We start from the raw sequence: 25,911 nt of genomic DNA, 5'->3' as shown, positions 1-25,911 counted from the left end.
CCTGCTCATGGCGCCCGAGGTCGGCACCGAGGCACCCGACTTCACCCTCAAGGACCAGAACAACCAGGACGTGACGCTCTCGTCGTTCCGCGGCCGGCGCAACGTGCTGGTCGTCTTCTACCCGTTCGCGTTCTCCGGAATCTGCACCGGTGAGCTGTGCGCCATCCGGGACGACATCGGCAGCTTCCAGAACGAGGACGTCCAGGTGCTCGGCGTGTCGGTCGACCACGTGTTCGCCCTCAAGGCGTGGGCCAACCAGGAGGGCTACCAGTTCCCCCTGCTGTCGGACTTCTGGCCGCACGGCGAGCTCGCGAAGACCTACGGCGTGTTCAACGCCGACCGCGGCATGGCCGTGCGCGGCACCTTCCTCGTGGACCAGCAAGGCATCGTGCGGTTCGCCGAGGTGAACGCCCCCGGCGAGGCCCGCGACCAGGACGCGTGGAAGAAAGCGTTGGCCTCGGTGGCTTAACATGCGCGGACCGCTTCAGCGGTCCGGCACCGGGCGCGTAGCTCAGCGGGAGAGCACTCGGTTTACACCCGAGCGGTCGCAGGTTCGATCCCTGCCGCGCCCACCGATCTGACCAGGACATTTGCAGGTCGCTGACCTGCGAGTTCGCTCGCGTGGTGCCGTTCGTGGTGCGAGCCGCTCCTAGCGTCCGCGCCATGGCCACCTACAAGCGCCGTACGCGGTCCCGCGGGCGCGTCGAGCAGTTGCCCTCCGGCTCCCTGAGGGCCGTCGTCTACGCCGGCACGGATCCGCTCACCGGGCGGCGGCACTTCCTCCGCGAAGTGATCCCCGCCGGCCCGAAGGCCGCGGACGAGGCGGAGAAGGCGGTCCGCCGGCTCGCCGCCCAGGTCGACGAGCGCAAGCACCCGCGGACGAACGCCACCCTGGACCAGCTGCTGGACCGCTACCTGGAGACGCTCGACGTCGCCGAGTCGACGCGGAAGATGTACGCCAAGTACGCCGAGAAGCACATCCGGCCGTTCGTCGGCAGGCTCAAGGCCGGCGCGGTCGACGTCGAGGTCCTCGACTCGCTCTACGCCGAGCTGCGCCGCTGCCGCGTCCACTGCGACCGCTCCCGAGGCCTGGTCGACCACCGGACGCCGCGGCGGCACGAGTGCGACTCGCGATGCCGCCCGCACCGCTGCAACGGCCTGTCGTCGACGACGATCCGGCACATCCACTTCGTCCTGTGCAGCGCGTACGAGAAGGGCGTGCGCTGGCGCTGGGTGAGCCAGAACCCGGTCAAGCTCGTGGACGCTCCCCGACCCACCGCGCCTGATCCGCAGCCCCCGACACCCGCAGAAGCGGCGCAGATCGTCGAGGAGGCGTGGCAGGACCCGGACTGGGGCATGCTCGTCTGGCTGACCATGGTCACCGGCGCCCGCCGGGGGGAGCTGTGTGGCCTGCGCTGGTCGCACGTGGATCTGCCCGGCGCAGTTCTCCACGATCCGCCGCGCGATCGCGCAGCACGGGACGGAGCGGTTCGAGAAGGACACCAAGACCCACCAGCAACGCCGGGTGCGCCCTCGACCCGGAGACGGTCACCGCGCTCACGGAGCACAACGAGCGCTGCACGGCGCGGTGCGAGGCCCTCGACGTGCCGCTCGCACGGGACGCTTTCGTGTTCTCGCTGGCGCCGGACAGCAGCCGGCCGCTCGTGCCCTCATCGGTGTCGCAGCGGTACAGCCGGCTCGCGAAGCGGCTCGACATCGACACGCACCTGCATTGCCTGCGGCACTACTCCGCGACCGAGCTCATCGCAGCCGGCGTCGACGTGCGGACCGTTGCCGGCCGGCTCGGGCACGGTGGGGGCGGTGTGACCACGCTCCGGGTCTACGCGGCATGGGTGGCGGAGGCGGACCAACGGGCGGCTGCTGTGCTTGCTCAGCGCGGCCCGGCGCGGCCAGCAGTGCCGACCGATGACGTCGGCCGTGTGCTGCGCCGGCCGCGGAGTCCGCGGGAGCGGCTCGCGGTCGAGCTGCGGGAGAGAATCATCAGGCGAGTACGCCGCGGACGGCCACCTCCCAGGTGTCAAGGCATTGGCAGTCGAGCGTGGGCTTTCGCCATCGACGGTGAAGAGGGCGTTCGACCTGATGCGCGAGTGGGGTTTGATTTTGGGCGCCGAGGGTGAGCGGCCTCGCGTTCGGGCCGTCAGCGCGACAGAGGGGCAGCGGCGGGACGGCGTCCGCCGCTGCGCAGTCAAGTCCGCGATCTCCGCAGGCACCTGCCCGTAAGGCTGCGTTGCGACGACAGCGCGGCATCGACGAGCAGCACTGCGTCGACCAAGTAGCCACGAACCACCGAGCCACCGAGAGCCACGGCCCGCGTGTTCACACTTGCCTTCCTTGTTCAAGGCGGCGCCGCGCAGCGCTGTGCCCGATGCAGCCGCAAGCGCGGCTCGCGGCTGCATATTCCGAGCCGCACTGCGCGATCCCATCCATCAGCCGTCCGTCGCGGACGCCAGGGGTAGCAGGAAGTCGACTTCTCCTGCCGCCCAGGAGAGGAGGAGATCCCGGTGCTTGCCCGCAGGGATTACAGCCTCGGCTGCGGCGCGATGGCCCCCGCCACCCTGTGCCCGAGCACGGAGGATCGGCTCTAGTTGCCGGAGACGACCGAGCAAAGGTGTCAAGGAGTCGACTACTTCGGCATCTTCTTGCCGTTCGAAAAAAGTCGCCAGAAGCAGGCCCGAATCAAGAATGTTTTGCCCGGACAGGGGATTCTGCAGTACAGGTGCATTCTCATCTTGATTCCGCCGGAGGAATGTGGACTCAAGTAGGCTCTGTAGAGGTGTTGTGTCAGCGCCGAAATCGGCGCCAGATAGCGGGATCGCCTCTGCTGCCCGCTGAGCGTACTCGTGGACAAGGGATGTCGCTTTAGCGAATTCTTCCTTCGCTATATTCTTTTCCTCGCTTAGAACGTCCGCCAGTGCGGAGTAGACTGGCTGCACCAGGGAAATGTTGAGGCCTGCTTGTGGAGAGCTGAATCGCCAAGACTGTGGTGGAATCGCATCTACGACTTCGAGCGGGGAGAGTTGCCCTCCCCAGTATAATGCTACTGCCGCCCATTTACCCCACGACCGATAGTTTGCAGCAAGTTGGTCTCCAACCGCGGCAGCGAGACGGGTGCCGATCTCACTAGTCGCCTGGAGACTAGCGCACCGGCGTCCTAACGACCATGCCGCGGAGACGGTTATCTCGTGCGCAGGGTTAGGGTCCTGTACCTCTGGTCTTTCGCCGATCAGGCTCTCGAGTCTACCGAGCAGGAACTGTGCAGCGCTTTCGCCGAGCGCTACCCGAGCCTCTAGTGCGCTCTCTACAATCCCTTTAAGCGCTTCTGAGAGAATGCGGCTACGTGAGCCAGTCTGTGGTGCTTTCTCCTGGATCTCCAGGCCCAACGCCAACTCAATAAGGGTTGAGCCAAAGCCGCGGGCGCAGCGAGGGGAAAGCGGAAGAAAGCCGAGGCAGCGAGAGATAAAGGCAAGAATATTTCGCTTCTCTTCCTCTTCGCTGCATAGTTCTGCACTTTCGAGCAGGCTCGTTGCCACAACGTCAGGGCCGCCTTGACGACTCTTCGCCCGAATTTGAAGTGCGAGCTGGGCCACGACATCCCACTCGTTCATACGAATTTTCTCAAGCAACGTGGACAACAGTTCGTCGGTTGAGGTCACTGTTCGGGCAAGGTGAGCTGCAGTAAAGTACTCTAGAAACGTTCTGTGCGTGAAGGCGTAGAGAGACTCGCCGTCCGGCGTCAAGCCGACGTCACTGAATACCCATGCCCTACCTCTGCAGAACCGGACGAACTGCTCAGCCGCGCGTTCTGCGAGGACACGATCACCGTACTGCCATTCATCAAGATAATCCGCGGCAGCAGATACTAGTCCACGCTCCGTGACACCAGACTGAAGATCCGAGTCGAGATAGATGCGGTGAGCAAGTGACATCAGTGCGGGCTCAACGTGGGCTTCAAATTCAAATTGTTCGCGCAGTCCGCGGTGTCTATCCCATCGATCGAACAGCATCTTCGTGCATTTCTCGTACACGTCCGGTCGGTTTCGGGGGATATATCCCTCGAAACGGTAAATAGTGCAAATAAGTGCGAGCATCAATGGACTTGAGCACAGGTCTGGAACCGCTCTCGAATCCTCGATAAACTGTCTCACCATCTCGGCTCGACGCTCGTCCGGCAGTCCGGGCAAAAGTGAGAACCAGTTCCGGACGTATGCTTCGACCTGCGCCGCCTCGAAGCCGTCAAGACTCACAATGGTGAAATCGTCTGCAGGGAGCGGAGCCTGAAGATAGCCGACGCGCCTTGAAGTGACAAGAATGCCAGTACTCGAATACAGTACGCCGAACGCTGTCACGATGTCGGCGACCCGCTGCCTGTCGCTGGGGTCGAGCAGCTCGTCGAGACCGTCGAAGATCACGTATGCGCGGCCCACTGACAGAATGTACTCGATCGAGTCGCTTGTTAGAGTCACCTGGTAAGTGACACGGAGGGTCTCGGATATGAATTCGGCGACCGACCCGGATGATCGTGCCAGGAAGGCGCCGAACTCTCGTAGTACAACCACGAACGGGAATATTGTTTCATGGGGAACTGTTGGATTCGCCGTCGGGATGGAGCCCTTCACCAAATCCTGGGATAGCTTCTTCGTGAGCGTTGTCTTGCCGCCTCCTGGATCGCCAAGAACAACGACTCGCCTCTCAGTGATGAGGTCTTCAAGATCGAGCTCGCGTCCTTCAATCCTGTTTACCTGCTTCAGTCTTGGAACGACGAAAAGTCGGTCCAGAGGAACGGATTCAGTGCCATCGAAGTTGGGCGGTTGTAGTTTGCCGGAAATGGATCGCAGCGAGGCGGCGTACTTTCGTAGGGCAGAGTCCACCTCTGAAATTGTGACTCGGAGCGGCCGAGTCAAGAGTGCGACTTGAGTATCGATTGATTGGAGATATGCTTCACTTATTAGCGTCGAAGACTCTGTCGGCTGTTGGCGCAGTCCTTCATCGCCAGTAACTCCTGCGTACGTTAGGACTGCGTCGGCTGCGCCTAGGAGAATTCTGAACAGAGCGTCCTGATCTTCAAGGCTGAGTAGATCATAACGGTCAGCACCGGCAGCCAGTTCGCGTCGAAGTGGTCCATCTTCGGATATGGGCCGACCAAGAGCTCGGAATATCAAAAGATGCTCAATGAGTGTGATGCACTCCGGTGAAGCTACGTATGAGGAAACAGCATCGGAGATTCCGTCGTGTGAGTGGCGCTTGAGCTGTTGTTCGACGAAGTCAGTGAGCTCAGCGACTCGCGACCTGCTAGGTAGGCCAACCTTGTTTCGTGCCGCAAATGCGCTCCCCGCGCTTCTCGCCACTTCCCGAAACGCTGTCCCGGCGACCGGCGCGATAAGCTTAGCTAACATAGCTGAGGTAATCAGCGTCACCAGAACCCTCTCGTCGGCCGAAGCAGTCGACGGTACTGCGTAAGTAGGGCGTGCGTAAGCTGTGCGATCAGCCGACGCCACGAGGCGCCAGCGGGGTGCGGCCAGTTGCGCCTGCAGCTGAACGGACGCGAGCGCCCTCGCCGGGCGGGCAGGTCTCCGGGATGAGCGGGCGTGCCATCCCGTCAACCTCCCAGAGGGCTACCACCCAGCCGCCCCCGGGCGGAGCTTGGCGACGTCAGCCACCGGTTTCATTGAGGGCCGCCCGCGAGCGTCCGCGCGGTCGGGCTGCGCCAGGTCGACGGGATGGAACTGGCTAGCACCGATCGCGGCTGCGAGGCAGCAGGAAGGCATCACGAGCGCTCACACGCTCCGCCCCTGCCCAGCACAGCCAGGCGGCGAGCGGGGCGGCCATCGCCGACAGCGCGAGCGGCGTCCCGGTGCGCCTGATCCTGTGCGGCCTGCTCCGCAGCGTGCCAGGCCGCGTCCGGCTTCCCGCCGTAGACCGTTGCCCTTAGATGCGGCCGGTCGTGAGGGATCTCCGCGGAGCGGTGCCAGCTGGTGTAGATCGGGAAGTCCTCCCGGACGCCGAGCAGCCACGCCAGTGCCCGCCACACGCCGTAGGCGTACTCCCGGTCGCACTGCTTCGCTGGTGCTGGGTCGACTCCGAGCCGGCGCCAATCGTCGTCAGATGGCGGGGGAGCGTCGGCCGCACGCGAGAGCGCGACCCAGCTCTCCGAGCGCGCCATCTCGTACGTGACTGAGCTACACCACGTCGCAGTCGAGTCCTCTGGCCTCGCGTCCGGTGGGTCCCACGTGCCGCCACCAAATCGTTCCGTCAACGGCGACACGTCTCCCAGCGTCAACTAGACCAGCGCTGCAGCGACACCGAAGTCCCGCCGAGTGGCGCGATACCGCGGTAGCTCCATCGACCGCCGTGCCACACGATCGCACTCCTCCACAGCGTGCAGCGGCGGCACGACCCAAGGCGGCAGGACCAGCGTGGACACGACGCCGAGTATGCGGCCCGGCACCGACCATTCGGAACACGCAGGACTGCTCCTGGGCTCCGCCCAGACCCGGCCCTCCCTCCGGCGGGGCCGACAACAGCGATCATCAGCTCTGTTGAGAGGTTGGCTGGGATGGCTCCGCCGTCCGTTTCGAGTTGCGCGGCGCTGGAACATTTCCAGCGCTCGCAGTGGCAGATAGTGACGTCATGTCGACGTCTATGCTCGACTTTGCATGTCGCGTGTAAGCTGATAATTATCATCCTCTGTGTGCCGACACCGATACGAGCGAGGAATTTCTGTGGTCCACGAAGCTCGCAGCGTTTCGAACGTACTTTGGGAACAGCTAAGCGGCTCGGGAGTTGAGAGGCCTGTGGGGCTTCGCCATCAGCTCTTTCGAGACCTTACCATTGCTTTGGCGGATGATCTGATAGCGGCAGGAATCGATCAAAACGCTGTCTCGCCAGAGGTGCGTCTCGAACAAGCTGGGGGGTACAGTATCTCCCCGCACCGCTGGGATCTGGCGATTTTTAGCGACGACGTTCCGGTTGCGCTTATCGAAATTAAGCTGACTCTGTCGGCTGCGCGGAAGAACGTATGGGGCCGTATCGATGAGATCGTGGCAATCGCCGCGAGTACCAATAGATTGTTTGAAGGTGACGCGTCTTCGTACAAGCCTTGCATCGCCATTCTGTTTCTCCTGGAAGATTCGCCGTCGACCAGGGAGTCTAGAATCCATGCGGCCCTGGATCGCACATCATCGGACACTCCCGTCACCGACAAATCCAAGTCGCTTATCGAAGCGGTTGGCGAAGTGTTTACGCGCATGGTGGCTGACCAGCTAGTCGATTCGGTTTGCTTACTTGCTGTGAACAGTGAGAACGGTGCCGTGCGCGAACCGAACGCAGATCTGTCATTCGAGTCGTTTGTTGCTGGGATTCGAGCCTACTGGGCAGCTGTCGACAGGGGGCGACGTGCCAATCCGCAGGCGGATCCCGGCGCCGTTGGCCTTGGGCGCGCACTTTCACGAGGGGCGGCAGTGCGCGGCCTTGTTGCCGGGATTACCTCCACGGCTGAGGGGCTGTCTGTCGCAGAGGCGGCGGTTATCAGCTCCCGTCGAATGCTGGTGGCCGAACTGCAGCGTCTCGCCTTGGATCCAGACGCGAACGAGACGAAGCTGCATGCAGCAATCGGTTCACGATACTGGCTCTTCGGCGGGCAATATGTTGCGGTGGCCGACAGGCGGAACCTTGTCCCTATGGACCAGTATGATATCCCGCTAATCTGCGCAGACGGCAGCCTTGAGATAGTCGAACTGAAGGGGCCGTCGGCGTCGCTTGTTAAGAAGTACCGAAACCATTACATCGTGGGAAGCGAAGTCCATGAAGCGGTCAATCAGTGCCTGAACTATCTCCGTGCACTTGATGAACATGGCGCCGCATTGCGAACGCATTACCACAACGAGCTATCGATGGATCTAGACCTTCGCCGGGCCCGCGGTACAGTCGTGATAGGGCACCCAGGGCGTGAATTTAGCTCAGGGGCAACGCGGGAGCAGATTGAACAGACGATCAGATCGTATAACGCGCACCTGAGTCGCCTGACCGTCCTCACGTATGCCGACCTTCTCGATAGCGCGGAACGATCATTGAAGTTCGCAATCGAAGACGCAGCGGATGCTCGTGACGCCTGAGAACCGGATTGATGAAGCGCTTCTAGTACGCGGTCGGATTCATCGGGCTATACAAAGCTTCGATTGCTCGGGTCGATCCGACTAATGGTAGGAGTGGAGACATGTTAAAGGAGGGCCTGCCTTATAGGAGTCTTTCCGTCGGGACCTGTCTTCGGCGAAGCAGCACCTGCTTCGAGTCAGGTGCCCGCTCGACGACGTCCAATCTGAGGCACTCGGTCGGAGGAGCGGGATGCGTCTATCCCATGCAGGCGATGCGAACGCCGTCCCGGTACCGCCACTCGGCAAGGAGCTTGTTGTACTTTCGCGAGTTGCATTGCCCGCATGCGGGTAAGACGTTGCCGATGCGGTCCGGTCCAAAGTCGGCCCCGGAATAGCGGGTTAAAGGGATGACGTGATCGCGGGCAAGTTCTTCGCCGGCAGGCGGCGGTTCCCCACAGTACGCGCATCGCCCGTTGTGCCGCGCTACCAGTTTCGCCCATTCGACAGCGTCTAGGCCTGGACTGCTTCCGTGCATTCCACGGAGTCTGGCTCTACGTGAATGTGCAGAATTTCGGAAGATGATGGGATCTTGCGTTTCGTACCATCGTCGATAATAGTTGCGGTAGCGGCCTGGATGGCGAGCTCGGGAGCGGCGGGCGAGTTCGCGGTAATGAGCACGATTGATGCGGCGGTACTCCGCCTGCCCGCGTCGGTAGAGATCTGATTCTGGTGAAGCCCAATACTCGCGTCTCCTTGCGTTGAGGCGGTCCTTCGATCGTGAATGGAAGTGGCGCTGAGTGCATGCTCCGCTACAGTATTGGCTGTGTGTTGGCCGGTTATCGATCGACGCTTTGCAAAACTTGCATTGACGCTCGCTGGTCGAGGGGTGAAGCTGGTCTGGATGCCGAGAGAACCAGGCGGCGCATCTCCGTGATCGGCAGACGCGAGCGCTTGATCGTTGTCCGAAGAGCGACACGCCGCAAGAACGGCAATGACCGGTGTTCTCGACTACCTCGCCGCGCGAGCGCCGGCCAGCGTAGCTCTGACACGCAGCACTGCACCACTTTGCATCGGAGCGCATTCCCCGAAGACGTGTTCCGCATTGGAGGCAGAACATATCTGGCCGCGACTCAAGTTCCTTGACCCACCGTGTCTTGTTCGCGCACGCCGTGCTGCAATACTTGGGGTATCGGCCACTTGTGCCGGCCCGTGGTGCAGGTTCGCCGCAGTGAATACATGAATTGGGCTGTTTCTCTGCCCTTAACAGTTCAGCTACTTGCGAATACTCGTGCTGGCTATACGGTGCCGGTCGATTGTCTCTTCTTGCCCGCCAGTTCGCCATCTGCATGCGTTGTAGTTCGCGGGAGAGTTTGATTGCCGTGTTGCTCTCCAGTCGCGACTCACCTCTGCGCCCGTTCCGCTTCTTGGACTCGGAGTTGCGCCTATTGGTGCAGGCCTTGCAGCTTGTAAGTTTGCCATCCTTCGTTCGCCTGCTCTTTCCGAACTCGCTCGGACTCTTAAGCATGTTGCAAGTGACGCACGTCTTCCTACTCTCGGTGGGTTCGCGGTTCGGGCCATTCTCGCGGAATTCGGCCGTCGGTTTAGTTGCGAAACCTTGGGGACGACGGAATCTCTCCGTGGGGCCCAATAGCTTGACCGTCTACCGTGCCCTCTTGCCCAGGGAGGGCAAGCCGCCGCCGTAGGCTCTTACAGACGTCGACTGCGGTTCGCCGGTCAGCTCGTCGGCCATTGCGGCTGCAGCGCCCCTTCTGTTTCGACTCCGCTGGACCGACATGTCGTTTGCGAGCAGCGAGTTGGTCGACGCCTGCCTTCGGCTCGCCGATCTGCCCGACCGCGACGTCTTCGCTCCTTCACGCTTCGGATCGGTCGGGGCAACGTCGTCGCTTTCGGCGCGGCCCCGGGATGTACGCAGGCACGCCCGACATGTACCGCGAGCCACCTTGGGTCGGGCTGAGTACGTCGCGGCATGCACGCTGTGCGGCTTGCCGCAGAGCGTTTGGCCACCGGCGTCGGGATCCGTTAGATGCGCCATCTCGCCACTTGGCTTGCGGCGAGACAAGGTCGGTGGCTCAACGATCTTGACCCACCTAGGTCGTCGACTGGCCATGATCGTAATCTGGCTCCAATTGATGCCCGTGGTCACCGCTCCGAGAGCGCTGGCTTTCCTGCGGATCTAGTCGGATCGAAGCCACCAGGTGTTAGCGGGCGAGTCAGCTCCCGCACGGCCAGCGGCGCCTATCGGCTTCAGCCGACCCTGACGCGGCGTCCGCGCATGGAGCCAGTCGTGGTGCGAACTGCTGTCGAACGCGGTGGCTGTGAGCCACTGCGGAGACCTGGCAGCGAAGCGTTGTCGCAGGTAGAGGCTCCGTGCGGCGCAGCGCGCTCCCTTTACACCCGAGCGGTCGCAGGTTCGATCCCTGCCGCGCCCACCAGGCTCCACCAGCGGTTCTATCCGGAACGCCGCCTTGCAGCCCGGTCGCATGACACGAGCTGTGACGCGAACCCTCGGCTACGCGCGCTTCATGACGCGGTCCCGGCCTGGTCGGCAGGGGCAGCGAGGACGATCGACGAGCTGCCGAGTGGTGCACTGCGGGTCCGTGTCTACGCCGGCAAAGGCCCGCTGACCCGCTCTCTCACCACGTGGTCAGCAACAGCACTCACCTAAGGCTCATTGATGACGACCACGAGGACCGATCGCTGGTTCAGACAAGGTGGTCACACTCCATCAGCGCGATCCTCAGTCCGCCCTTCGTCGACCCCGCCCTCGCGGCGCAGCACGATCGCGATATCCGGCCTTGCCGAGCGCCGTGAACGCCCGTCGGCAGACGAGACCGTCCTAGGGTCGCCGCTATGAGCCGCTACGTGATCGATGCCCCCACGCTCCTGCACATCGTCGCGGACGATGTCGCCATCAATCCCGCGCACCGGCTCGTCGGACCGAACCTGCTCCGCTCCCAGTCGCTGTGCCTGCTGCTCGAGGCCGTGCGCCGAGGTGAGCTCACCGAACGGGAGGCGCTGCGCCGCTACGAGCGCCTCACCGAGCTGAAGATTCGCCTGCTCGGTGACCGGGTTTCGCGGCGCACCGCCTGGAAGATCGCACGGGAGCACGGGTGGGAGACCACCTACGACGCTGAGTACATCGCCCTTACGAAGCTCCAGGCCGACGCGCTCGTGACGGTCGACACCGCGATGGCAGCCTCGCGGAGCTGGTCGCGCTCGCGACAGATGACTGAACGGCGCCCGTCCCAGCTGCCTGGGACACCCAGCCCTCGCTGGAGATGTTGCCGACTGAGATGGTCGCCCCTCCTGGGCGCCGACGAGAGAGGCGGTTGGTGCAGAGAAGCCGGCATCCGCTGCCCCACGCTGTAGGGGGCTGCGCCCCGAGCCCCCCGAATTCGGATGAGGAGGTAGCCATGCCGCAGGCGACGGGCCTTGAGCGCGCCGTGTTCGGCGACGTCAGCGCGGACGAGATTCGCGCCTGGCTCGAACGGCACCTGCGATCCCGTCTGCACATGGACGTGAACGACGTCATCTTCACGTCGGGCAGGGTTGCCCCGGTTTACGGGCTTCGCCTCCAGGATGGCTCGACGGTCGTGCTCAAGATCCATCGCAGCCCCGTGAACACCGATCGCCTGGCGGCAGCGTCCCGCTGCCAACGGCTCCTCGCTGAGGCCGGATTCCCATGTCCGGTGCCCCTCGACGGCCCAGCCCCAACCGAGGGACGGATCGCCACCATCGAGTCACTCCTCGATCGCGGTCACCCGGGCAACGGTCACGACCCGCCCGTCCGGCGTTCCCTCGCGGCCTCGCTCGCTGCGCAGGTCGACACGCTTCGCGGAGTCACGGCCGGCTCGCTGGTCACCGACGCACCAGCATGGGCTCGCTACCAGGACGGTCCGTGGCCCGAGCCGCATGATCCGATCTTCGACGTCTCGACCATCCCGGACGAGCACCGCTGGCTTGATCAACTCGCGCGAGAGGCCGCTGACGTGCTGGCGGCACAGCCACCCGAGCCTACGGTCATCGGACACTCGGACTGGGCGTGCCAGAACGTGCGCTTCGCCGGTGACGAGGTGGTGGCATCGTTTGATTGGGACAGCCTCGTCGCACGCCCCGAGCCCGTCATCGCAGGCTTGTCAGCCGGCGCGTTTCCGGAGGGCGGCGCCAGTGGCGCCGCGGCGCCGACTCCGGACGAGGTGGGCGCATACCTCGCCGACTACGACAGCTCGCGACCCACACCCTTCACCCGCGCCGAACAGGCGGCAGCCGTCGCAGCCGCCGCCTGGGTGCTGTCCTACAACGCGCGATGCACGGTCGACCTCGAGCACCGCGGCCTCCTCCAGCCCGAGGAGGGATCACCGCTACAACTGCTCGGCCGCTACCGCCGGTCATACCTCGTGCTGCGCTGGTGATCACTCGCGAACCTCCGCAAGGGAGCGGCCGCCGGGCGCCGTCACGACCCCCGACCGAGCCCGGGGGACGGCCATCGCCGGCGTCAGACACCAGATCGCGAGGGGTGGATCTGCCGAGGGCTACCTTCCGGTTCACATCCGCAGGTTCAGCAGCGATGAACCCGAGACGCTCATACCTCCGGCGCTGCCTGAGCCTCCGACCGCACGTCCGCCTCGTTGCTGTGACGCACTTCGTGACACGAAACCCTGTTGAGTAGGGTGGCTGACGGGGATCGTGGTACCAGTGCGGGAACGGTCGTTGCTGGTAGAGGTTGTGGGGCGTTGTCAGCGCCCTTTGCACCCGAGCGGTCGCAGGTTTGCTCCCTGCCGCGCCCACCAATGGTGGCTCCTGCGCGCCGGCCGTCACCTGCGCAGCGCGCCTTGACGCTGCGCAGACCACAGAACGGCTCGAGCGCTGGAGATCGCCTTGTCCATCCACACCGGCACCCCCGAGATCGCTTCACTGCTGCGCAGGGCCGGGGTGGAGGTCGCCGACGACGAGGGCACGCGCGCCCGGTACTCCTCGGACGCCTCCCTCTACCGGATCCCGCCGCGTGCCGTGGTCCTGCCCCGCCACGCGGACGAGGTCGAGGCCGTACTCGACCTGTGCCGAGGCGCGGGAGTCCCGGTGACCGCCCGTGGCGCGGGAACGTCGGTCGCCGGGAACGCCGTAGGGCCGGGCGTGATCCTGGACTTCAGCCGGTACATGAACCGCGTGCTCGACGTCGACCCGGAAGCGGGCACGGCGGTCGTGCAGCCGGGCGTCGTCCAGGCGGAACTGCAACGCGCCGCCGCCCCGCACGGGCTGCGGTTCGGACCCGATCCGTCCACCCACACCCGCTGCACCATCGGGGGGATGATCGGGAACAACGCCTGCGGGGCACGCAGCCTCGGCTACGGGCGGACCTCGGACAACGTGGTGGGGCTGCGCGCCGTGACCGGGGGCGGGGACGCCCTGCGCACCGGTCGGGACGGCGCAGGCCGGCCGATCGCGCACGGCGCGGACGGCCTGACGGACCGGCTCCACGCGACGATGGCGGGCAACCTCGCCATCGCCCGGACCGAGTTCGACCGGTTCGGCCGTCAGGTCTCCGGCTACGCGGTCCAGCACCTGCTCCCGGAGCGGTTCGACCTGACGGCGGCGCTGGTCGGCTCCGAGGGAACCCTCGCGGTGGTCACCGAGGCGACCGTGCGACTGGTGGGCGATCCGGCGTACCGGACGCTGGTCGTCCTCGGGTTCGACGACATCGTCGCCGCGGGGACGGCCGCTCCTGCCGTCGTCGCGCACGGGCCGACGGCCTGCGAGGGCCTCGACTCGCGGCTGGTCGACGTCATCCGGGCCCGTCGCGGGCCGTCCCGCATACCCGATCTGCCGGCGGGCCGCGCATGGTTGTTCGTCGAGCTCGCGGGCGATGACCGGAGCTCGGTGCTCGACCGCGCCGACGCCCTGATCCGGGACATCGGCGCGGTCGACGCGGTCGTGGTCGACGATCCGGAGCCCGCCGGGCGGCTGTGGCGGATCCGCGAGGACGGAGCAGGCCTGGCGGGCACCGCACCGTCCGGACGCCCGGCCTGGCCCGGCTGGGAGGACGCGGCCGTCCCGCCAGCGGCACTCGGGGAGTACCTGACCGGCTTCGACGAGCTCGTCGACGAGCACGGTCTGTCCTGCGCGCCGTACGGGCACTTCGGCGAGGGCTGCATCCACGTCCGCCTCGACTTCCCGTTCGGGGAGCGGGGCGGGTCGGCGGCGTTCGGCGCGTTCCTCAAGGACGCCGCGACGCTGGTCGCGCGGTGCGGGGGCACGCTGTCGGGTGAGCACGGCGACGGGCGCGCCCGCAGCGAGCTGCTCCCGCTGATGTACTCGGAGCGGGCGATCCGGCTCTTCGCCGCGGTGAAGCACGCCTTCGACCCGGACGGGCTGCTCAACCCCGGTGTGCTGGTCGATCCGGATCCGGCGACGGCAGCGGTGCGCGTGGACGGGGCGTTCGCGGTGCGGTCGACCGGTTTCCCGCTGATCCACGACGACGGCGATCTGGCCCGTGCCGTGCACCGCTGCACCGGCGTTGGCAAGTGTCGTGCCGACAACTCCGGGACCGGCGGGGTGATGTGCCCGTCCTACCTGGCCACCCGCGACGAGAAGGACACGACCCGTGGCCGGGCCCGGGTCCTGCAGGAGCTCATCCGCGGTGACCGGCCGGACTGGCGGGCGCCGGAGGTGCACGAAGCGCTCGACCTCTGCCTGTCCTGCAAGGGCTGCACCTCCGACTGCCCGACCGGCATCGACATGCCCACCTACAAGTCCGAGGTGCTTCACAGGGCCTATCGGGGGCGGCTGCGGCCCCGGAGCCACTACTCGCTCGGCAGGCTGCCGCGCTGGGCGCGCATGGTCGGGCGTGCGGCACCGCTGGCCAACGGCCTGCTCGCGGTGCCAGGCCTCCGGCGGGCCGCGCTGTGGCTCGCAGGCGTCGACGAGCGCAGGTCCATCCCCCGGTTCGCGCGGACCCCGTTCCGGCGGCACCCGTCCCGCAGGCGCGAGGCCGTCGGGGGGCGCCCGGTCCTGCTGTTCGTCGACAGCTTCTCGGACAACTTCAGCCCCGCGGTCGCCGAGGCGGCCGCGGCGGTCCTGGTCGACGCCGGGTTCTCCCCGCGGTACGTCGAACACACGGTCTGCTGCGGCTTGACCTGGATCACCACCGGCCAGCTCGACGCGGCGCGGCGGATCCTCGGCCGGACGGTCGAGGAGCTGGCGCGACACGTCGCCGCCGGCACCCCGATCGTCGGGCTGGAACCGTCGTGCACGGCGGTGCTCCGCCAGGACGCGGTGGACCTGCTCGACAGCGCGGACGCCCGCGCCGTCGCCGCCAACACCTGGACGCTCGCCGAGCTGCTCGCCGACCAGCCCGGCTGGACGCCGCCCGATCTCACCGGCACGACGGTGGTGGCCCAGCCGCACTGCCACCAGCACGCCGTTATGGGCTGGACGGCCGACCGGGACCTGCTCGTCCGCGCGGGAGCCGCCGTGCACGCGGTGGCGGGGTGCTGCGGCCTCGCCGGGAACTTCGGCGTCGAGCGCGGCCACTACGAGGTGTCGGTGGCCGTGGCCGGGCTGAACCTGCTCCCCGCCCTCGACGCCGACACCGACGCCGTCGTCCTCGCCGACGGCTTCTCGTGCCGTACGCAGATCGACGACCTGCGGTCCCGGCCCTCGATGCACCTCGCCCAGCTGCTCGCCGCGGCCCTCCCGGCACGTCGTGGCGTGAGCGCGCGCTGACGCTCACAGGTCGTGGTCCTCGCAGGGGCCAGGGAGGCTGCGACGAGCGCACCCAGCGCGCGTTCCCTACCCGCGATCGTCGAGCAGCCGCCATGTGGTCAGCGCGATCCTGGCCCGGGTCAGCCCGATGGGCTCGGCAAGCTCGACTCCCAGTGCCTTCCCGAGCTGGTCGAGGCGGCGGGCGACGCTGCTGTGGTGCAGGTGGAGCAGCTCGGCCGCCTTGCGGTGGGAGCCGGTGGCGCAGTAGGCGTCCAGGGTCTCCAGGTCGTCGGGGTTGGCGGCGAGCAGGGCGATCGCCGCGACGTCCGGGTTGGCCCGCGCGTCGTCATCGGGGATCTGGGCGAGCAGCGCCAGCGCACCCAGATCGCCGTGGCGCACGACCGGCTGGTGCGAGGTCGTGAAGCGAAGCGCGGTGCGGGCCTCCCGCCAGGAGCGGTCGGGGCTGCCTGCTCCGCCGATCCCCGCCCGGACATCGGCCGGGAACCGGCTCTGGTCGACGGTGGTCGCCAGCACGACGCCCATGTCGGCGAGTGGCGCCGCCTTCACCGGGCGGGCCGGGCAGATCAGGCCGCCGACCCGGTCGAGCGGTAGCGGCGACCGCACGGCGACGACGTGGACCGGCAGGTCCGCGGCGAAACCCAGTAGCCGCAGCGCCCTGCTCCTGGCCGCGTCGTCGGTGTCGGCGCTGATCACCAGTTCGACGAGGGCGGGGTCGGCCATGGTGGTGTGGGCAGGGCCGTACCGCTCGACGACCGCGGCGGCGGCGATGGCGAGCCGGTCCAGCACCACATCGTCGAGCGGGCCGGGGACGCCGGGGCGCTCCAGCCACACCGTGCCGATCTCCTCCTCGTCGAGCGTGATGGGTACCGAGGTGGACGCGGCTCCCGGCAGGTCCGACGCCTCCCTGCCGTCGGGTGCGAAGCGGATCGCATGGCCCGTGCCGTGCAGCCGGAGGCCTGCCACGCACTCGGCCAGGCCGGCCGACGTGCGGGCGAGCACGGGGAGATCGACCCGTCGGCGCATCAGGGTGTCGTAGACCATGACGACGCGGAGGGCGCCCTCGACGTGGGAATCGAGGTGCGACAGCCGTGCGACCAGTGCCTCCACCCGCCCGAGGATAGGCGCCGATCGGTGCGCGAACGGGGCCGAATGCGCGGCGGTTGGCGGGTGATCGGCCGGGCGGTGACCGTGAGGATGGTCGACATGGATCCCGAGTTGGAAGCATTCGTCCCGCTGCTCCCGCAGATCGACCCCGACGACCCGGTCACCACGCGCAAGATCTTCGCCGAGCTCGTGGCCGCCGTGCCTGCACCCGACATCGCGGGGATGGAGGTCGAGGACCGCACGGTCCCCGCGGCCGTGGACGTGCCGGTGCGGATCTACCGCCCGCACCAGGCGCACGGCGCCATCGTCTGGCTGCACGGCGGCGGCTGGGTCGTGGGTGACCGCGACACCGAGCACCCGTGGGCCGCCCGGCTCGCCGGCGGATCCGGCGCCGTGGTGATCTCCGTGGGCTACCGGCTCGCCCCCGAGCACCCGTTCCCGGCGGCCTTCGACGACGCATACGCCGTGCTGGCCTGGACGGCCGAACACGCGGCGGAGCTCGGCGTCGACCCGGACCGGATCGCGGTCGGCGGCCACAGCGCAGGCGGCGGCCTGGCGGCGGGGGTGGCGTTGCGGGCACGTGACGAGCAGGGGCCGCCGATCCGCTTCCAGCTGCTCAACCAGCCCGGCCTCGACGACCGGATGGAGACGTGGTCGGCGCGCAACTTCACCGACACCCCGTGGTGGAACCGCGACCGGCTCGCCGCGGCGTGGCGGCACTACCTGGGCGGCGCGCCCGCGTCGCCGTACGCGGCCCCGGCACGGGCCGAGGACCTGTCCGGCCTTCCTCCCGTCTACATCGCCACCGCGGAGTTCTGCCCGAACCGCGACGAGGACATCCTCTACGCGCTGCGTCTGCTCCAGGCGGGCGTCCCGGTCGAGCTGCACCAGTGGGCAGGCACGTTCCACGGATCGCAGGCGATCGCGTCCGCCGAGGTGTCGCAGCGGCAGATCGCCGAGCTCGGCGGTGCCCTGCGGCGCGCGCTGGCCGGGTGAGCGCGGCCGTGGCGGGGAACAGACCGATCCTGCTGGTCTGCCTGGCCGTGTTCGGCCTGATGACCGGGCAGCAGATGCTCAACCCGATCCTCCCGCCGCTGTCCCGCGAGCTCGGGTTCAGCGAGCTGGCGCTGGGGATCGTGTGGACGGTCGGGGCCTCGGGCGTCGTGCTGACCAGCTCGTTCTGGAGCCGTCGCAGCATGTCGTGGGGCCACCGGCCGGTGCTGTTGATCTCGCTCGTCGGTGCGATGCTCGGATTGCTGGCCTTCGCGGCGACGGCCCAGGCCGGGTTGGCAGGCGTGCTCGCCGGGCCGCTGCTGTTCGCGCTGATCCTGCTCAGCCGGGGCGTCGTGTTCGGCGTTGCATGGGCGGCGACGCCGGTCACCGCTCAGTCCTACGTCGCCGACGTGACCTCTGGGACGGCCGAGCGGGTGCGGGGCATGTCGATGGTCGGCGCGGCGCAGGGTCTCGGCCTCGCGGCGGGGCCAGCGCTGGGTGGAGTGCTGAGCGGCGCGGGCCTGCTGGTCCCGATCTACGTGGCGCCGGCCATCCTCGCCGTGGTCGCCGTGCTGGCCTGGCTCGGCCTCCCGAGGCCGCAGGCCCACCTGGACCGCCGGCCCTCGGTGAAGGTCAGCCCGTTCGACCGTCGCATGTGGCCGTTCCTGACCACCGGGTTCGGCATGTACCTCGCCTTCGGCATCGTGCTGATGACGATCGGCTTCCTCGTGCAGGACAGGCTGCGGCTCGCCACGGAGCAGACCGGGCAGGCCACCGGCTTCGTGGTGCTGGCCGGGGCGAGCGCGCTCATCCTCGTCCAGGCCGTGGCCGTGCCGCGGCTGAAGTGGCCGCCGCTGCGACTCATCCGGCTGGGCGCGGTCGTCATGACCGCCGGGATGGCGCTCGTCGCCGTCGCCGGGAACGGACCGCTGCTCGGCGCCGCGATGGCCGTGCTCGGCGCGGGCCTCGGGTTCGGCCTGCCCGGGATCATGGCGGCACCGACCCTGCTCGCCACCCGGGAGGAGCAGGGCGCCGTGGTCGGGCTGGTCGGCACCAGCAACGCGATCACCTTCATGCTCGGCCCGCTGCTGGGCACCGGGCTGTACGAGATCGCGCCCGTCGCCCCCTACCTCCTCGGCACGGTCCTGCTGGCGGGCCTGGCCGTCTTCACGTTCGTCCATCCCGGGATCCGCCAGACGCCGGCCGCGGAGACGGTGCGAGCCGGCTGACGTTTGCGATACTGTTGGTATCGATACTTTTGGTAGCGAAACTCATCTGGCCTTGGAGGGGTAGGCGCACGATGGAGGAGCAAGCGATAGGTCTCGGCGAACTGCTGCGGCCCGTCCGGGCGCGGCTGGGTACGGCGGTCGGTCTGCAGGCCGTTGCGGCGGTGGTCGCCGTCGTGCCGTTCGCCGCCGTGGCGGAGCTGGCGAGGGTGCTGCTGGCGGCGGGCCCGACCGACGAGGGCCGGGCATGGGCGGTCGCCGCGGTCGCGGCGGGCGCGCTCGTGGGGTGGCTGCTGCTGAGCACGGTGGCGGGCGCGCTCGCCCACCGCGCGGATCTGGACTTCCAGCTGTCGGTGCGGCGGCGCCTCGTCGATCGGCTCGGCCGGGTGCCACTGGGCTGGTTCACCGATCGAGGCGCGGGCGGGATCGGGAAGGCGGTCCAGCACGACGTCGACACGATGCACCACCTCGTGGCCCACGCGCTGCTGAACCTCACCGCGAGCGTGATCACGCCGCTCGTGACGCTGGCCTACCTGTTCTGGGCGGACTGGCAGATGGCGCTGATCCTGCTGATCCCGATTGCGGCGGGTGTCGCGCTGTTCGTACGGGCCGCGGTGACCATGGAGGGGCAGTCGGCGACCTTCGACGCCGCGCAGCAGCGCATCAGCAGCCGGGTCGTCGAGTTCTTCGAGGGCATCGCCGTCGTGAAGATGTTCGGGCAGACGGGGCGCGCGCACCGGCAGTACGCGCAGGCCGCCGACGACTTCGCCGAGTTCTTCCTCGCATGGATCGCGAAGGGCTACCGGGCGACCGCGGCGGCGGAGCTGGCGTTCAGTCCGGTCACGGTCCTGCTCACGGTGCTGGTCGGTGGCACGGCGTTGGTCTCGGGAGGGCACCTCGAGGCGATCGAGCTGCTGCCGTTCGCGATCCTCGGGCTGGGCCTGGCCGGGCCGCTGCAGGCGCTGCACTACTACAGCCACGACGTGGAGAAGTCGAGCGCGGCGGCGAAGCGGGTGGGCACGCTGCTCGTGGCGCCGGAGCTCGCGGTGCCGGCCGAGCCGCGACGGCCGGAGGGCGGCCGGGTGGAGCTGTCCGGCGTCGCGTTCGCCTACGACGCGGAACGGCCGGTGCTGCGCGACATCGACCTGGTCCTCGAGCCGGGCACCGTGACCGCGCTGGTGGGCCATTCGGGTTCGGGCAAGACCACCCTCGCCAAGCTCCTGCCGCGGTTCTTCGACCCGACCGAGGGCGCCGTCACGATCGGCGGCGTCGACGTGCGCGACATCGCGCCGGACCAGCTGTACCGGCAGGTGTCGTTCGTGCTGCAGGACGTCCAGCTGCTGGACGCCAGCGTGCGCGACAACATCCGCCTCGCCCGTCCCGATGCGGACGAGGAGACGGTGCGCCGCGCGGCGCGGGCCGCGTCCGTCGACGCGCGCATCGCCGCGTTGCCGCGCGGCTACGACTCGATCGTCGGCCGGGACGTCCGCTTCTCCGGTGGCGAGGCGCAGCGGATATCGATCGCGCGGGCGATCCTCGCCGACACCCCGATCGTGGTGCTCGACGAGGCGACCGCTCACGCCGACCCCGAGTCGGAGGCCCTGATCCAGGACGCACTGTCAGAGCTAGCGGCCGGGCGGACCGTGCTCGTCGTCGCGCACCGGCTGGCCTCGGTGGTCGGCGTCGACCGGATCGTGGTGCTCGACGGTGGCCGGATCGTCGAGCAGGGCACGCACGAGGAGCTGCTCGCCGCCGAGGGCCGGTATGCGCGGATGTGGCGGCTGCAGGAACAGACAGGCGCAGGCGCGCTGATGGGGGGACGAGGATGATCGGCCGACTGTTCACCGCACTGGGCCCTGAGCACGACCGCGCCCTGCGCAGGCTGCTCGGCCTGCTCACCGCCGCGGCGGTGCTGCAGGGGGTGGCGTTCGTCCTGCTGGTCCCGGTGCTGGGGGAACTGCTCGGCGGCACACCGGAACGGGCATGGCCGTGGGTGATCGCGCTCGCGGTGCTGTGGATCGGATTCGCCGCCGTCAACTACGCGGGCACGCTGGCCGGTTTCGGGACCGGGGCGAACCTGAGCCGGGACCTGCACCACCGGATCGGGGACACGGTCGCGCGGCTGCCGCTGGCCTGGTTCACCGCCGATCGCGTGGGCGGACTGGGGCGCCTTGCCGGCCAGCGTGTGCTCGACGTCATGGGCGTGCCTGCGCACCTGTTGCGGCAGGTGGTCGACGCCACGGTCACGCCGCTGGTCGTGGTGCTTGCCATGTTCCTGTTCGACTGGCGGCTGGCCGTCGCGATGGCCGTCGCCGCGGTCGCGGTGGCCGTGGTGTACCGGATCGCGGGCCGCGGCATGCAGGCCGCCGACCGCGACGCGGACCGGATACACGCCGACGCGGCCGGGCGGATCGTCGAGTTCGCCCGTGCCCAGCCGGTGCTGCGGGCCTTCGGCCGCACGGTGGAGGGGCACGCCGCGCTCGATGTCGCCCTCGCGGCCCAGCACGGGGCGGGGCGCCGGATGCTGCGGGTCGGCATCCCCGGCGTCGTCGGGCTCGGTTTCATCGCGCAGGCGACGTTCATCGTGCTGCTGGCGCTGGGCACGTACCTGGTGCTCGGCGGCTCGCTCGGCACCGCGGAACTGATCGCGCTGTTGGTGCTGGCGGCCCGGTTCGTCGAGCCGGTCGTGCTCGTCGCGGAGCTCGGCGGCGCGATCCGGATCGCCGAGAACGCGTTGGGCGAGATCAACGCGCTGCTCGGCACCGAGCCGCTGCCGGAGCCCGAGGTGTCGCGGCCGACGTGCGGTGTCGACCTCGAGCTCGACGACGTGCGGTTCGGCTACGACGGATCGCCGGTGCTTGACGGGTTGTCGATGCGGGTGCCGCAGGGCCGGATGACCGCGCTCGTCGGCCCGTCCGGTGCGGGCAAGACCACCGTGATCAAGCTGATCGCGCGGTTCTTCGACCCGCACTCCGGCGGTGTGCGGGTGGGTGGTGTGGACGTCCGCGAGCTGCGGACCGAGGACCTCACGTCGCTCATCTCGGTCGTCTTCCAGGACGTCTACCTGTTCGACGGAACCGTTCTCGACAACGTCCGGATCGGCCGGCCCGACGCCACCGACGAGGAGGTGTACGCCGCGGCCCGCGCGGCGCGGGTCGACGACGTCGTCGAACGCCTCCCCGGTGGCTGGGAGGCGCCGGTGGGGGAGGGCGGCGGCAGGCTGTCCGGCGGGGAGCGGCAGCGCATCTCGATCGCCCGCGCACTGCTGAAGGACACGCCGATCGTGCTGTTCGACGAACCGACCGCGGCCCTTGACGCCGAGAACGAGCACGCCCTGCAGCAGGCGATGGCGGCCCTGTCCCGCGACCGCACCGTGCTGGTGATCGCGCATCGGCTGCACACGTTGCGCGCGGCCGACCACATCGTCGTGCTGGACCGGGGACGGGCCGTGGAACAGGGGGTCCACGACGAGTTGCTCGCCCGCGGCGGCCGGTACGCCCACTACTGGCGGGAGCGCAGCCGCGCGCAGGGATGGCGGCTGGCTCGCCGCACTACCCGCAGCGCGATCGCCGCCGCTCCTCGATGAGGGCGATGCTGGTCTCCCACAGATCCCCGGACGTGCCGGTGTCGTACGACTCGGCCGAGGAGCGGACCTCGCGCGTGCCGTTGAAGTATCTCCCGGTCGTACCGGCCAGCCGCGGATCGAGGATGAGCCGCGCGAGCGCGGCGCCGGACCGTTTCGGTGTGTGGCGGTTGATCCCCGGCACGAGGGTCAGCGCCGGCATGACTCGATGCCACGCGAACGCTCGGACACCGCGAAGCTCGCGGGCCAGGCCGGTGCCCGGCATCTGGCCGGGATCGAACGCGTTGAACGTCGCGGTGCTCGCCGGGACCCGCTTCGCGAACTCGTAGGCGGACATGACGTTGCACAGCTTGGACGCGGCGTAGCGGCGCTGTCCCGCGCGCATGGCGCTCTCCGTACCGGCGGTGGGGTACGCGAGCTCGCGAGCGGTGGTGTAGCGGGGCGGCGGGAAGCCGGTTCGCCGGGCCGGGTCGTGCGTGGCGCTGGAGACGAACACGACCCTGCCCGGTGCCCGCATCGTGGGCAGCACCTCGCGCACCAGCAGGAAATGCGCCAGGTGGTTGACGCCGAACGTCTCACCTGATTACGAGATTGCACCGCAAGTCTCACGGGCGCACCGTCGTCCGTGCGACCGCCGCTGCCAGCACGACGAGCACGACGGCAAGCCCGAGCAGGCCGAAGCCGAGTGCGCCTGTTGCTGCCGCGGCAAGGGCGCCGACCAGCAGAGGGCCGCCCGCGTCGCCGACCTCCCGGCCGACCTCGGCGGCACCCATCGTCTGCCCGAGCCGCTCGGCCGGGGTGCTGGCGGCCAAGTGCGCGAACGCGATCGGGGTCGCCAGCCCGGTCCCGACACCGATGAGGACAGCGGCCGCGAGGAGCCCGACGAGGCCGGGCAGCGCGGCCCCGCCAACCATGCCTGCCGCGGCCAATGCCAGTCCTGTCGCCATGCCGGGCCCGTCGGAGATCCGGCCGTTGTCGCGTGCACGGCCCGCGCGGGGCTGGACCAGCGCGGCCGTGGCGGCGAGTACGGACACGGCCCCGCCCGTGACCAGTGGCCCGAGCCCGCTCGCCGCCCCCGCCACCGGCAGGAAACCGACACCGACCGCCAGCGCGGCCGTCGCCCCAGCGAGTGTGAGCGTGGGCCGCACGAACCCGCTGGTGCTGAGCCTGCGGGCCAGGTCGAGCACGGTCTGCCGGGCACGGGGGAGCGGCGGCACCGCCGGGACCGCCAGGACCGCCCACACGGCGACGGCCACCGCCAGCGCGGCGAGCGTGCCGAACAGCAGGGGGTAGCCGCCCAGGGTGATCAGGACTCCGCCCAGGACCGGGCCGAGGGTGTACCCGATGCCCTTCCACGCGCCGTAGCCGCCGTACGCCTTGCCGTGCCCGGTCTGCGGGGTGAGGCGGGCGACCATCGCGCCCGCTGCCGGGGAGAACGCCGCCGCGGCCGCCCCCTGGCCGAACCGGGCCACGCCGACCAGCGCCGGATTGCCCGCGACCACGAAGGCGGCGGATGCCGCCGCGAAGGCCAGCAGGCCGCCGAGCAGGACCGGCCGTGGGCCGATCCGGTCGGCGAGCGCCCCGAAGACCGGCTTGAGGACGATCTCGGCCCCGTCGTAGACCGCGAGCAGCAGACCGAGGGTGAGCAGCGAGGCGTGCTCCGCCTCGGTGTAGCCGCCGAGGCTGGCGGCGATGCTGTGGGCGCCGAAGGCGGTGACGAAGCCCGCCGCGTACAGGGGGAGCAGCCGGCTCCCGGCAGCCCTTGTGCGCTCGCTCATCCCGGCCTCCGAGAGTTCCGGCTCGCTGACGCGCGCCGGCTGCGATCCTCGCAGGATCCGCGGGCCATGCGAGGACCACGGCCGGCGCGCGGCTCCAGATCGTGCCGCTACCCGGGTCCAGCCTGTTCGAGCTCGCCCCCACGACGTAGCTGCAGGCCTTCGGGAGTCCGAGCCCGTTCAGCGCGCCACGGCGAGCCCGAAGGGGACCGGGCCGAGCGCGTGCACGAGCGGGCGGACGAGCAGCATGAACGCCTCCGTCACCCGGGCGGTGGCGAGCCCGCCCAGGTCGATGATCCATTCGGGTCGCCAGCCCATGTCGGCGAGCACCGCCGCGACGAGCTGCCTTGCGGCGCCGTCGTCACCGGAGAGGAACGCCGACGGCGGCGTCGCGAGCGCACCGGGCGTGACCATCGCCTCCGCCGGGCCGATCGTGTTGAGGGTCTTGACCACGCGGGTGTCCGGCAGCGCCCGTTGCAGCTCCTCGGCGAGGCTCGACGCGGGGTAGCGCAGCGAGGAGGCGAACCCGTCGGGCCCTTGCTCCACCGCGTTGGCGACGTCGACGAGCACGGCGCCCGCGAGCTGTGGGGCGAGCGGGCGCAGGAGGTCGACGGATGCACGGCCAGGCGTGGCGTTGACGACGAGGTCGGCGTGCGTCGCCGCATCGGCGAGCCCGGCGAGCGGTACGGGAGCCGTCCAGGTCGCGGCACGGCGGCCGGGGTCGCGCGATCCGGCCGTCACGGCGTATCCCGCTCCGGCCAGCGCGGTGGCGAGTGTCGTGCCGACAGCGCCGGTGCCGAGAACGGCGATCGTGGGTCTCATGGCCGCGACGCTATGGCGACAGGTAGAACTGGCGGCAGTAGGCACTTCGAAGAGCCCATGGCACCGGAGGGATCCTTCGTGACCACACGGACGGCCGCCGAGTGGCGGGACGAGCGCCGGGACCAGCACCGTGCGGCCGTCGCCGCCTGCCCCACGCAGGAGGTCCTCGGCAGGCTCGGCGACAAGTGGGTGCCGCTCGTCCTCGTCGCGCTGCGCCACGGTCCCCGGCGCCACGGCGAGCTGGCCCGCGCACTGGCGGGCGCCCGCCAGAAGGTGCTCACCCAGGCGCTGCGCGGGCTGGAGCGCGACGGGCTGGTCACGCGATCGGTCACCCCGGGCGTGCCGGTGCGGGTGGACTACGCGCTCACCCCGCTCGGCCGGAGCCTCCTCGATGTGGTGGACGTGGTGTCCCGGTGGGCGGACGAGCACGTCCCGGCCCTGCACGACGCGCGCCGCGGCCACTCGGCCCGATGACCCTGATCAAGGGCGGATGGTCGTTGACGGCCACTCCACCCTCGTCCGCGCCACCCGCTTGCACCAACCGCTGATCGGTG

General features: G+C 68.7%; 17 protein-coding genes and 1 tRNA gene. 12 read left to right on the top strand and 6 right to left on the bottom strand.

Annotated elements, in window-relative coordinates; all coding sequences use genetic code 11:
• Nucleotides 1–7 precede the first annotated feature (7 nt).
• The 3 genes from K1T35_RS31280 to K1T35_RS49855 all read left to right on the top strand — a co-directional run bounded on the left by K1T35_RS31280 (nt 8) and on the right by K1T35_RS49855 (nt 2,138).
• Nucleotides 8–469, top strand: coding sequence for a peroxiredoxin (locus K1T35_RS31280; RefSeq protein WP_220255379.1), 462 nt, complete (start codon nt 8–10; stop codon nt 467–469).
• A gap of 31 nt (nt 470–500) precedes the next feature.
• Nucleotides 501–572, top strand: a tRNA-Val gene (locus K1T35_RS31275).
• A 762-nt stretch (nt 573–1,334) separates the two neighbouring features.
• The gene (locus tag K1T35_RS49855) at nt 1,335–2,138 is read left to right on the top strand and encodes a tyrosine-type recombinase/integrase (RefSeq protein WP_370645165.1); all 804 of its coding nucleotides are present in this window, start codon (nt 1,335–1,337) and stop codon (nt 2,136–2,138) included.
• Between the two features lie 309 nt (nt 2,139–2,447).
• Here the strand turns inward: K1T35_RS49855 and K1T35_RS31260 are convergent, their stop codons facing one another.
• Nucleotides 2,448–5,435, bottom strand: a complete 2,988-nt coding sequence (locus K1T35_RS31260; RefSeq protein ID WP_220255377.1) for an NACHT domain-containing NTPase — start codon at nt 5,433–5,435, stop codon at nt 2,448–2,450.
• 1,377 nt (nt 5,436–6,812) lie between these two features.
• Between K1T35_RS31260 and K1T35_RS31255 the strand changes: the two genes are divergently transcribed.
• Complete coding sequence (locus tag K1T35_RS31255; RefSeq protein ID WP_220255376.1) at nt 6,813–8,132, top strand: Shedu anti-phage system protein SduA domain-containing protein; 1,320 nt, start codon at nt 6,813–6,815, stop codon at nt 8,130–8,132.
• Nucleotides 8,133–8,367: 235 nt separating this feature from the next.
• Here K1T35_RS31255 and K1T35_RS49850 read toward each other — a convergent pair whose 3' ends face one another.
• Nucleotides 8,368–8,646 carry an HNH endonuclease gene (locus K1T35_RS49850; RefSeq protein WP_220255375.1) on the bottom strand — a complete coding sequence of 93 codons (279 nt, stop codon included), beginning with the start codon at nt 8,644–8,646 and terminating at the stop codon, nt 8,368–8,370.
• Between the two features lie 2,336 nt (nt 8,647–10,982).
• Between K1T35_RS49850 and K1T35_RS31245 the strand changes: the two genes are divergently transcribed.
• From K1T35_RS31245 to K1T35_RS31235, 3 genes are all read left to right on the top strand, one after another.
• Nucleotides 10,983–11,501, top strand: a complete 519-nt coding sequence (locus K1T35_RS31245; RefSeq protein ID WP_220255374.1) for a type II toxin-antitoxin system VapC family toxin — start codon at nt 10,983–10,985, stop codon at nt 11,499–11,501.
• 44 nt (nt 11,502–11,545) lie between these two features.
• Nucleotides 11,546–12,544 carry a phosphotransferase gene (locus K1T35_RS31240; protein WP_220255373.1) on the top strand — a complete coding sequence of 333 codons (999 nt, stop codon included), beginning with the start codon at nt 11,546–11,548 and terminating at the stop codon, nt 12,542–12,544.
• 466 nt (nt 12,545–13,010) lie between these two features.
• A complete protein-coding gene (locus K1T35_RS31235; RefSeq protein ID WP_220255372.1) occupies nt 13,011–15,854 on the top strand; it encodes an FAD-binding and (Fe-S)-binding domain-containing protein in 2,844 nt (947 codons plus the stop codon).
• Nucleotides 15,855–15,920: 66 nt separating this feature from the next.
• Here K1T35_RS31235 and K1T35_RS31230 read toward each other — a convergent pair whose 3' ends face one another.
• The gene (locus tag K1T35_RS31230) at nt 15,921–16,961 is read right to left on the bottom strand and encodes a CdaR family transcriptional regulator (protein ID WP_220255371.1); all 1,041 of its coding nucleotides are present in this window, start codon (nt 16,959–16,961) and stop codon (nt 15,921–15,923) included.
• Nucleotides 16,962–17,057: 96 nt separating this feature from the next.
• Between K1T35_RS31230 and K1T35_RS31225 the strand changes: the two genes are divergently transcribed.
• From K1T35_RS31225 to K1T35_RS31210, 4 genes are all read left to right on the top strand, one after another.
• Nucleotides 17,058–17,954, top strand: a complete 897-nt coding sequence (locus tag K1T35_RS31225; RefSeq protein ID WP_220255370.1) for an alpha/beta hydrolase — start codon at nt 17,058–17,060, stop codon at nt 17,952–17,954.
• 8 nt (nt 17,955–17,962) lie between these two features.
• Nucleotides 17,963–19,180 (top strand): MFS transporter, encoded by a 1,218-nt coding sequence (locus K1T35_RS31220; protein WP_220255369.1) that lies wholly within the window; start codon nt 17,963–17,965, stop codon nt 19,178–19,180.
• A 71-nt stretch (nt 19,181–19,251) separates the two neighbouring features.
• Nucleotides 19,252–21,006, top strand: a complete 1,755-nt coding sequence (locus tag K1T35_RS31215; RefSeq protein WP_220255368.1) for an ABC transporter ATP-binding protein — start codon at nt 19,252–19,254, stop codon at nt 21,004–21,006.
• On the top strand, nt 21,003–22,763 hold the full coding sequence (locus K1T35_RS31210) for an ABC transporter ATP-binding protein (RefSeq protein WP_220255367.1): 1,761 nt from the start codon (nt 21,003–21,005) through the stop codon (nt 22,761–22,763). The genes K1T35_RS31215 and K1T35_RS31210 overlap by 4 nt, the downstream gene beginning before the upstream one ends.
• Here the strand turns inward: K1T35_RS31210 and K1T35_RS31205 are convergent.
• The 3 genes from K1T35_RS31205 to K1T35_RS31195 form a co-directional block, all read right to left on the bottom strand.
• On the bottom strand, nt 22,729–23,289 hold the full coding sequence (locus K1T35_RS31205; protein WP_220255366.1) for a hypothetical protein: 561 nt from the start codon (nt 23,287–23,289) through the stop codon (nt 22,729–22,731). The two genes, K1T35_RS31210 and K1T35_RS31205, sit on opposite strands and share 35 nt — an antisense overlap.
• A 76-nt stretch (nt 23,290–23,365) precedes the next feature.
• On the bottom strand, nt 23,366–24,538 hold the full coding sequence (locus K1T35_RS31200; RefSeq protein ID WP_220255365.1) for an MFS transporter: 1,173 nt from the start codon (nt 24,536–24,538) through the stop codon (nt 23,366–23,368).
• Nucleotides 24,539–24,715: 177 nt separating this feature from the next.
• Nucleotides 24,716–25,357 carry an NADPH-dependent F420 reductase gene (locus tag K1T35_RS31195; RefSeq protein WP_220255364.1) on the bottom strand — a complete coding sequence of 214 codons (642 nt, stop codon included), beginning with the start codon at nt 25,355–25,357 and terminating at the stop codon, nt 24,716–24,718.
• Nucleotides 25,358–25,435: 78 nt separating this feature from the next.
• Between K1T35_RS31195 and K1T35_RS31190 the strand changes: the two genes are divergently transcribed.
• Nucleotides 25,436–25,831, top strand: a complete 396-nt coding sequence (locus K1T35_RS31190) for a helix-turn-helix domain-containing protein (protein WP_220255363.1) — start codon at nt 25,436–25,438, stop codon at nt 25,829–25,831.
• Nucleotides 25,832–25,911 lie beyond the last annotated feature (80 nt).

This window comes from Pseudonocardia sp. DSM 110487, from assembly GCF_019468565.1.
Lineage (GTDB): Bacteria > Actinomycetota > Actinomycetes > Mycobacteriales > Pseudonocardiaceae > Pseudonocardia.
The sequence above is the reverse complement of the archived record's forward strand: the minus strand, read 5'-3'. Positions and strand labels throughout refer to the sequence as shown.

Bases quoted from the DNA above. Each gene is read 5' to 3' on its own strand.
- K1T35_RS31280 (WP_220255379.1), top strand. From the start codon at position 8: ATGGCGCCCGAGGTCGGCACCGAGGCACCCGACTTCACCCTCAAGGAC.
- K1T35_RS49850 (WP_220255375.1), bottom strand. From the start codon at position 8,646: ATGCACGGAAGCAGTCCAGGCCTAGACGCTGTCGAATGGGCGAAACTG.
- K1T35_RS31245 (WP_220255374.1), top strand. From the start codon at position 10,983: ATGAGCCGCTACGTGATCGATGCCCCCACGCTCCTGCACATCGTCGCG.
- K1T35_RS31240 (WP_220255373.1), top strand. From the start codon at position 11,546: ATGCCGCAGGCGACGGGCCTTGAGCGCGCCGTGTTCGGCGACGTCAGC.
- K1T35_RS31225 (WP_220255370.1), top strand. From the start codon at position 17,058: ATGGATCCCGAGTTGGAAGCATTCGTCCCGCTGCTCCCGCAGATCGAC.
- K1T35_RS31215 (WP_220255368.1), top strand. From the start codon at position 19,252: ATGGAGGAGCAAGCGATAGGTCTCGGCGAACTGCTGCGGCCCGTCCGG.
- K1T35_RS31210 (WP_220255367.1), top strand. From the start codon at position 21,003: ATGATCGGCCGACTGTTCACCGCACTGGGCCCTGAGCACGACCGCGCC.
- K1T35_RS31200 (WP_220255365.1), bottom strand. From the start codon at position 24,538: ATGAGCGAGCGCACAAGGGCTGCCGGGAGCCGGCTGCTCCCCCTGTAC.
- K1T35_RS31195 (WP_220255364.1), bottom strand. From the start codon at position 25,357: ATGAGACCCACGATCGCCGTTCTCGGCACCGGCGCTGTCGGCACGACA.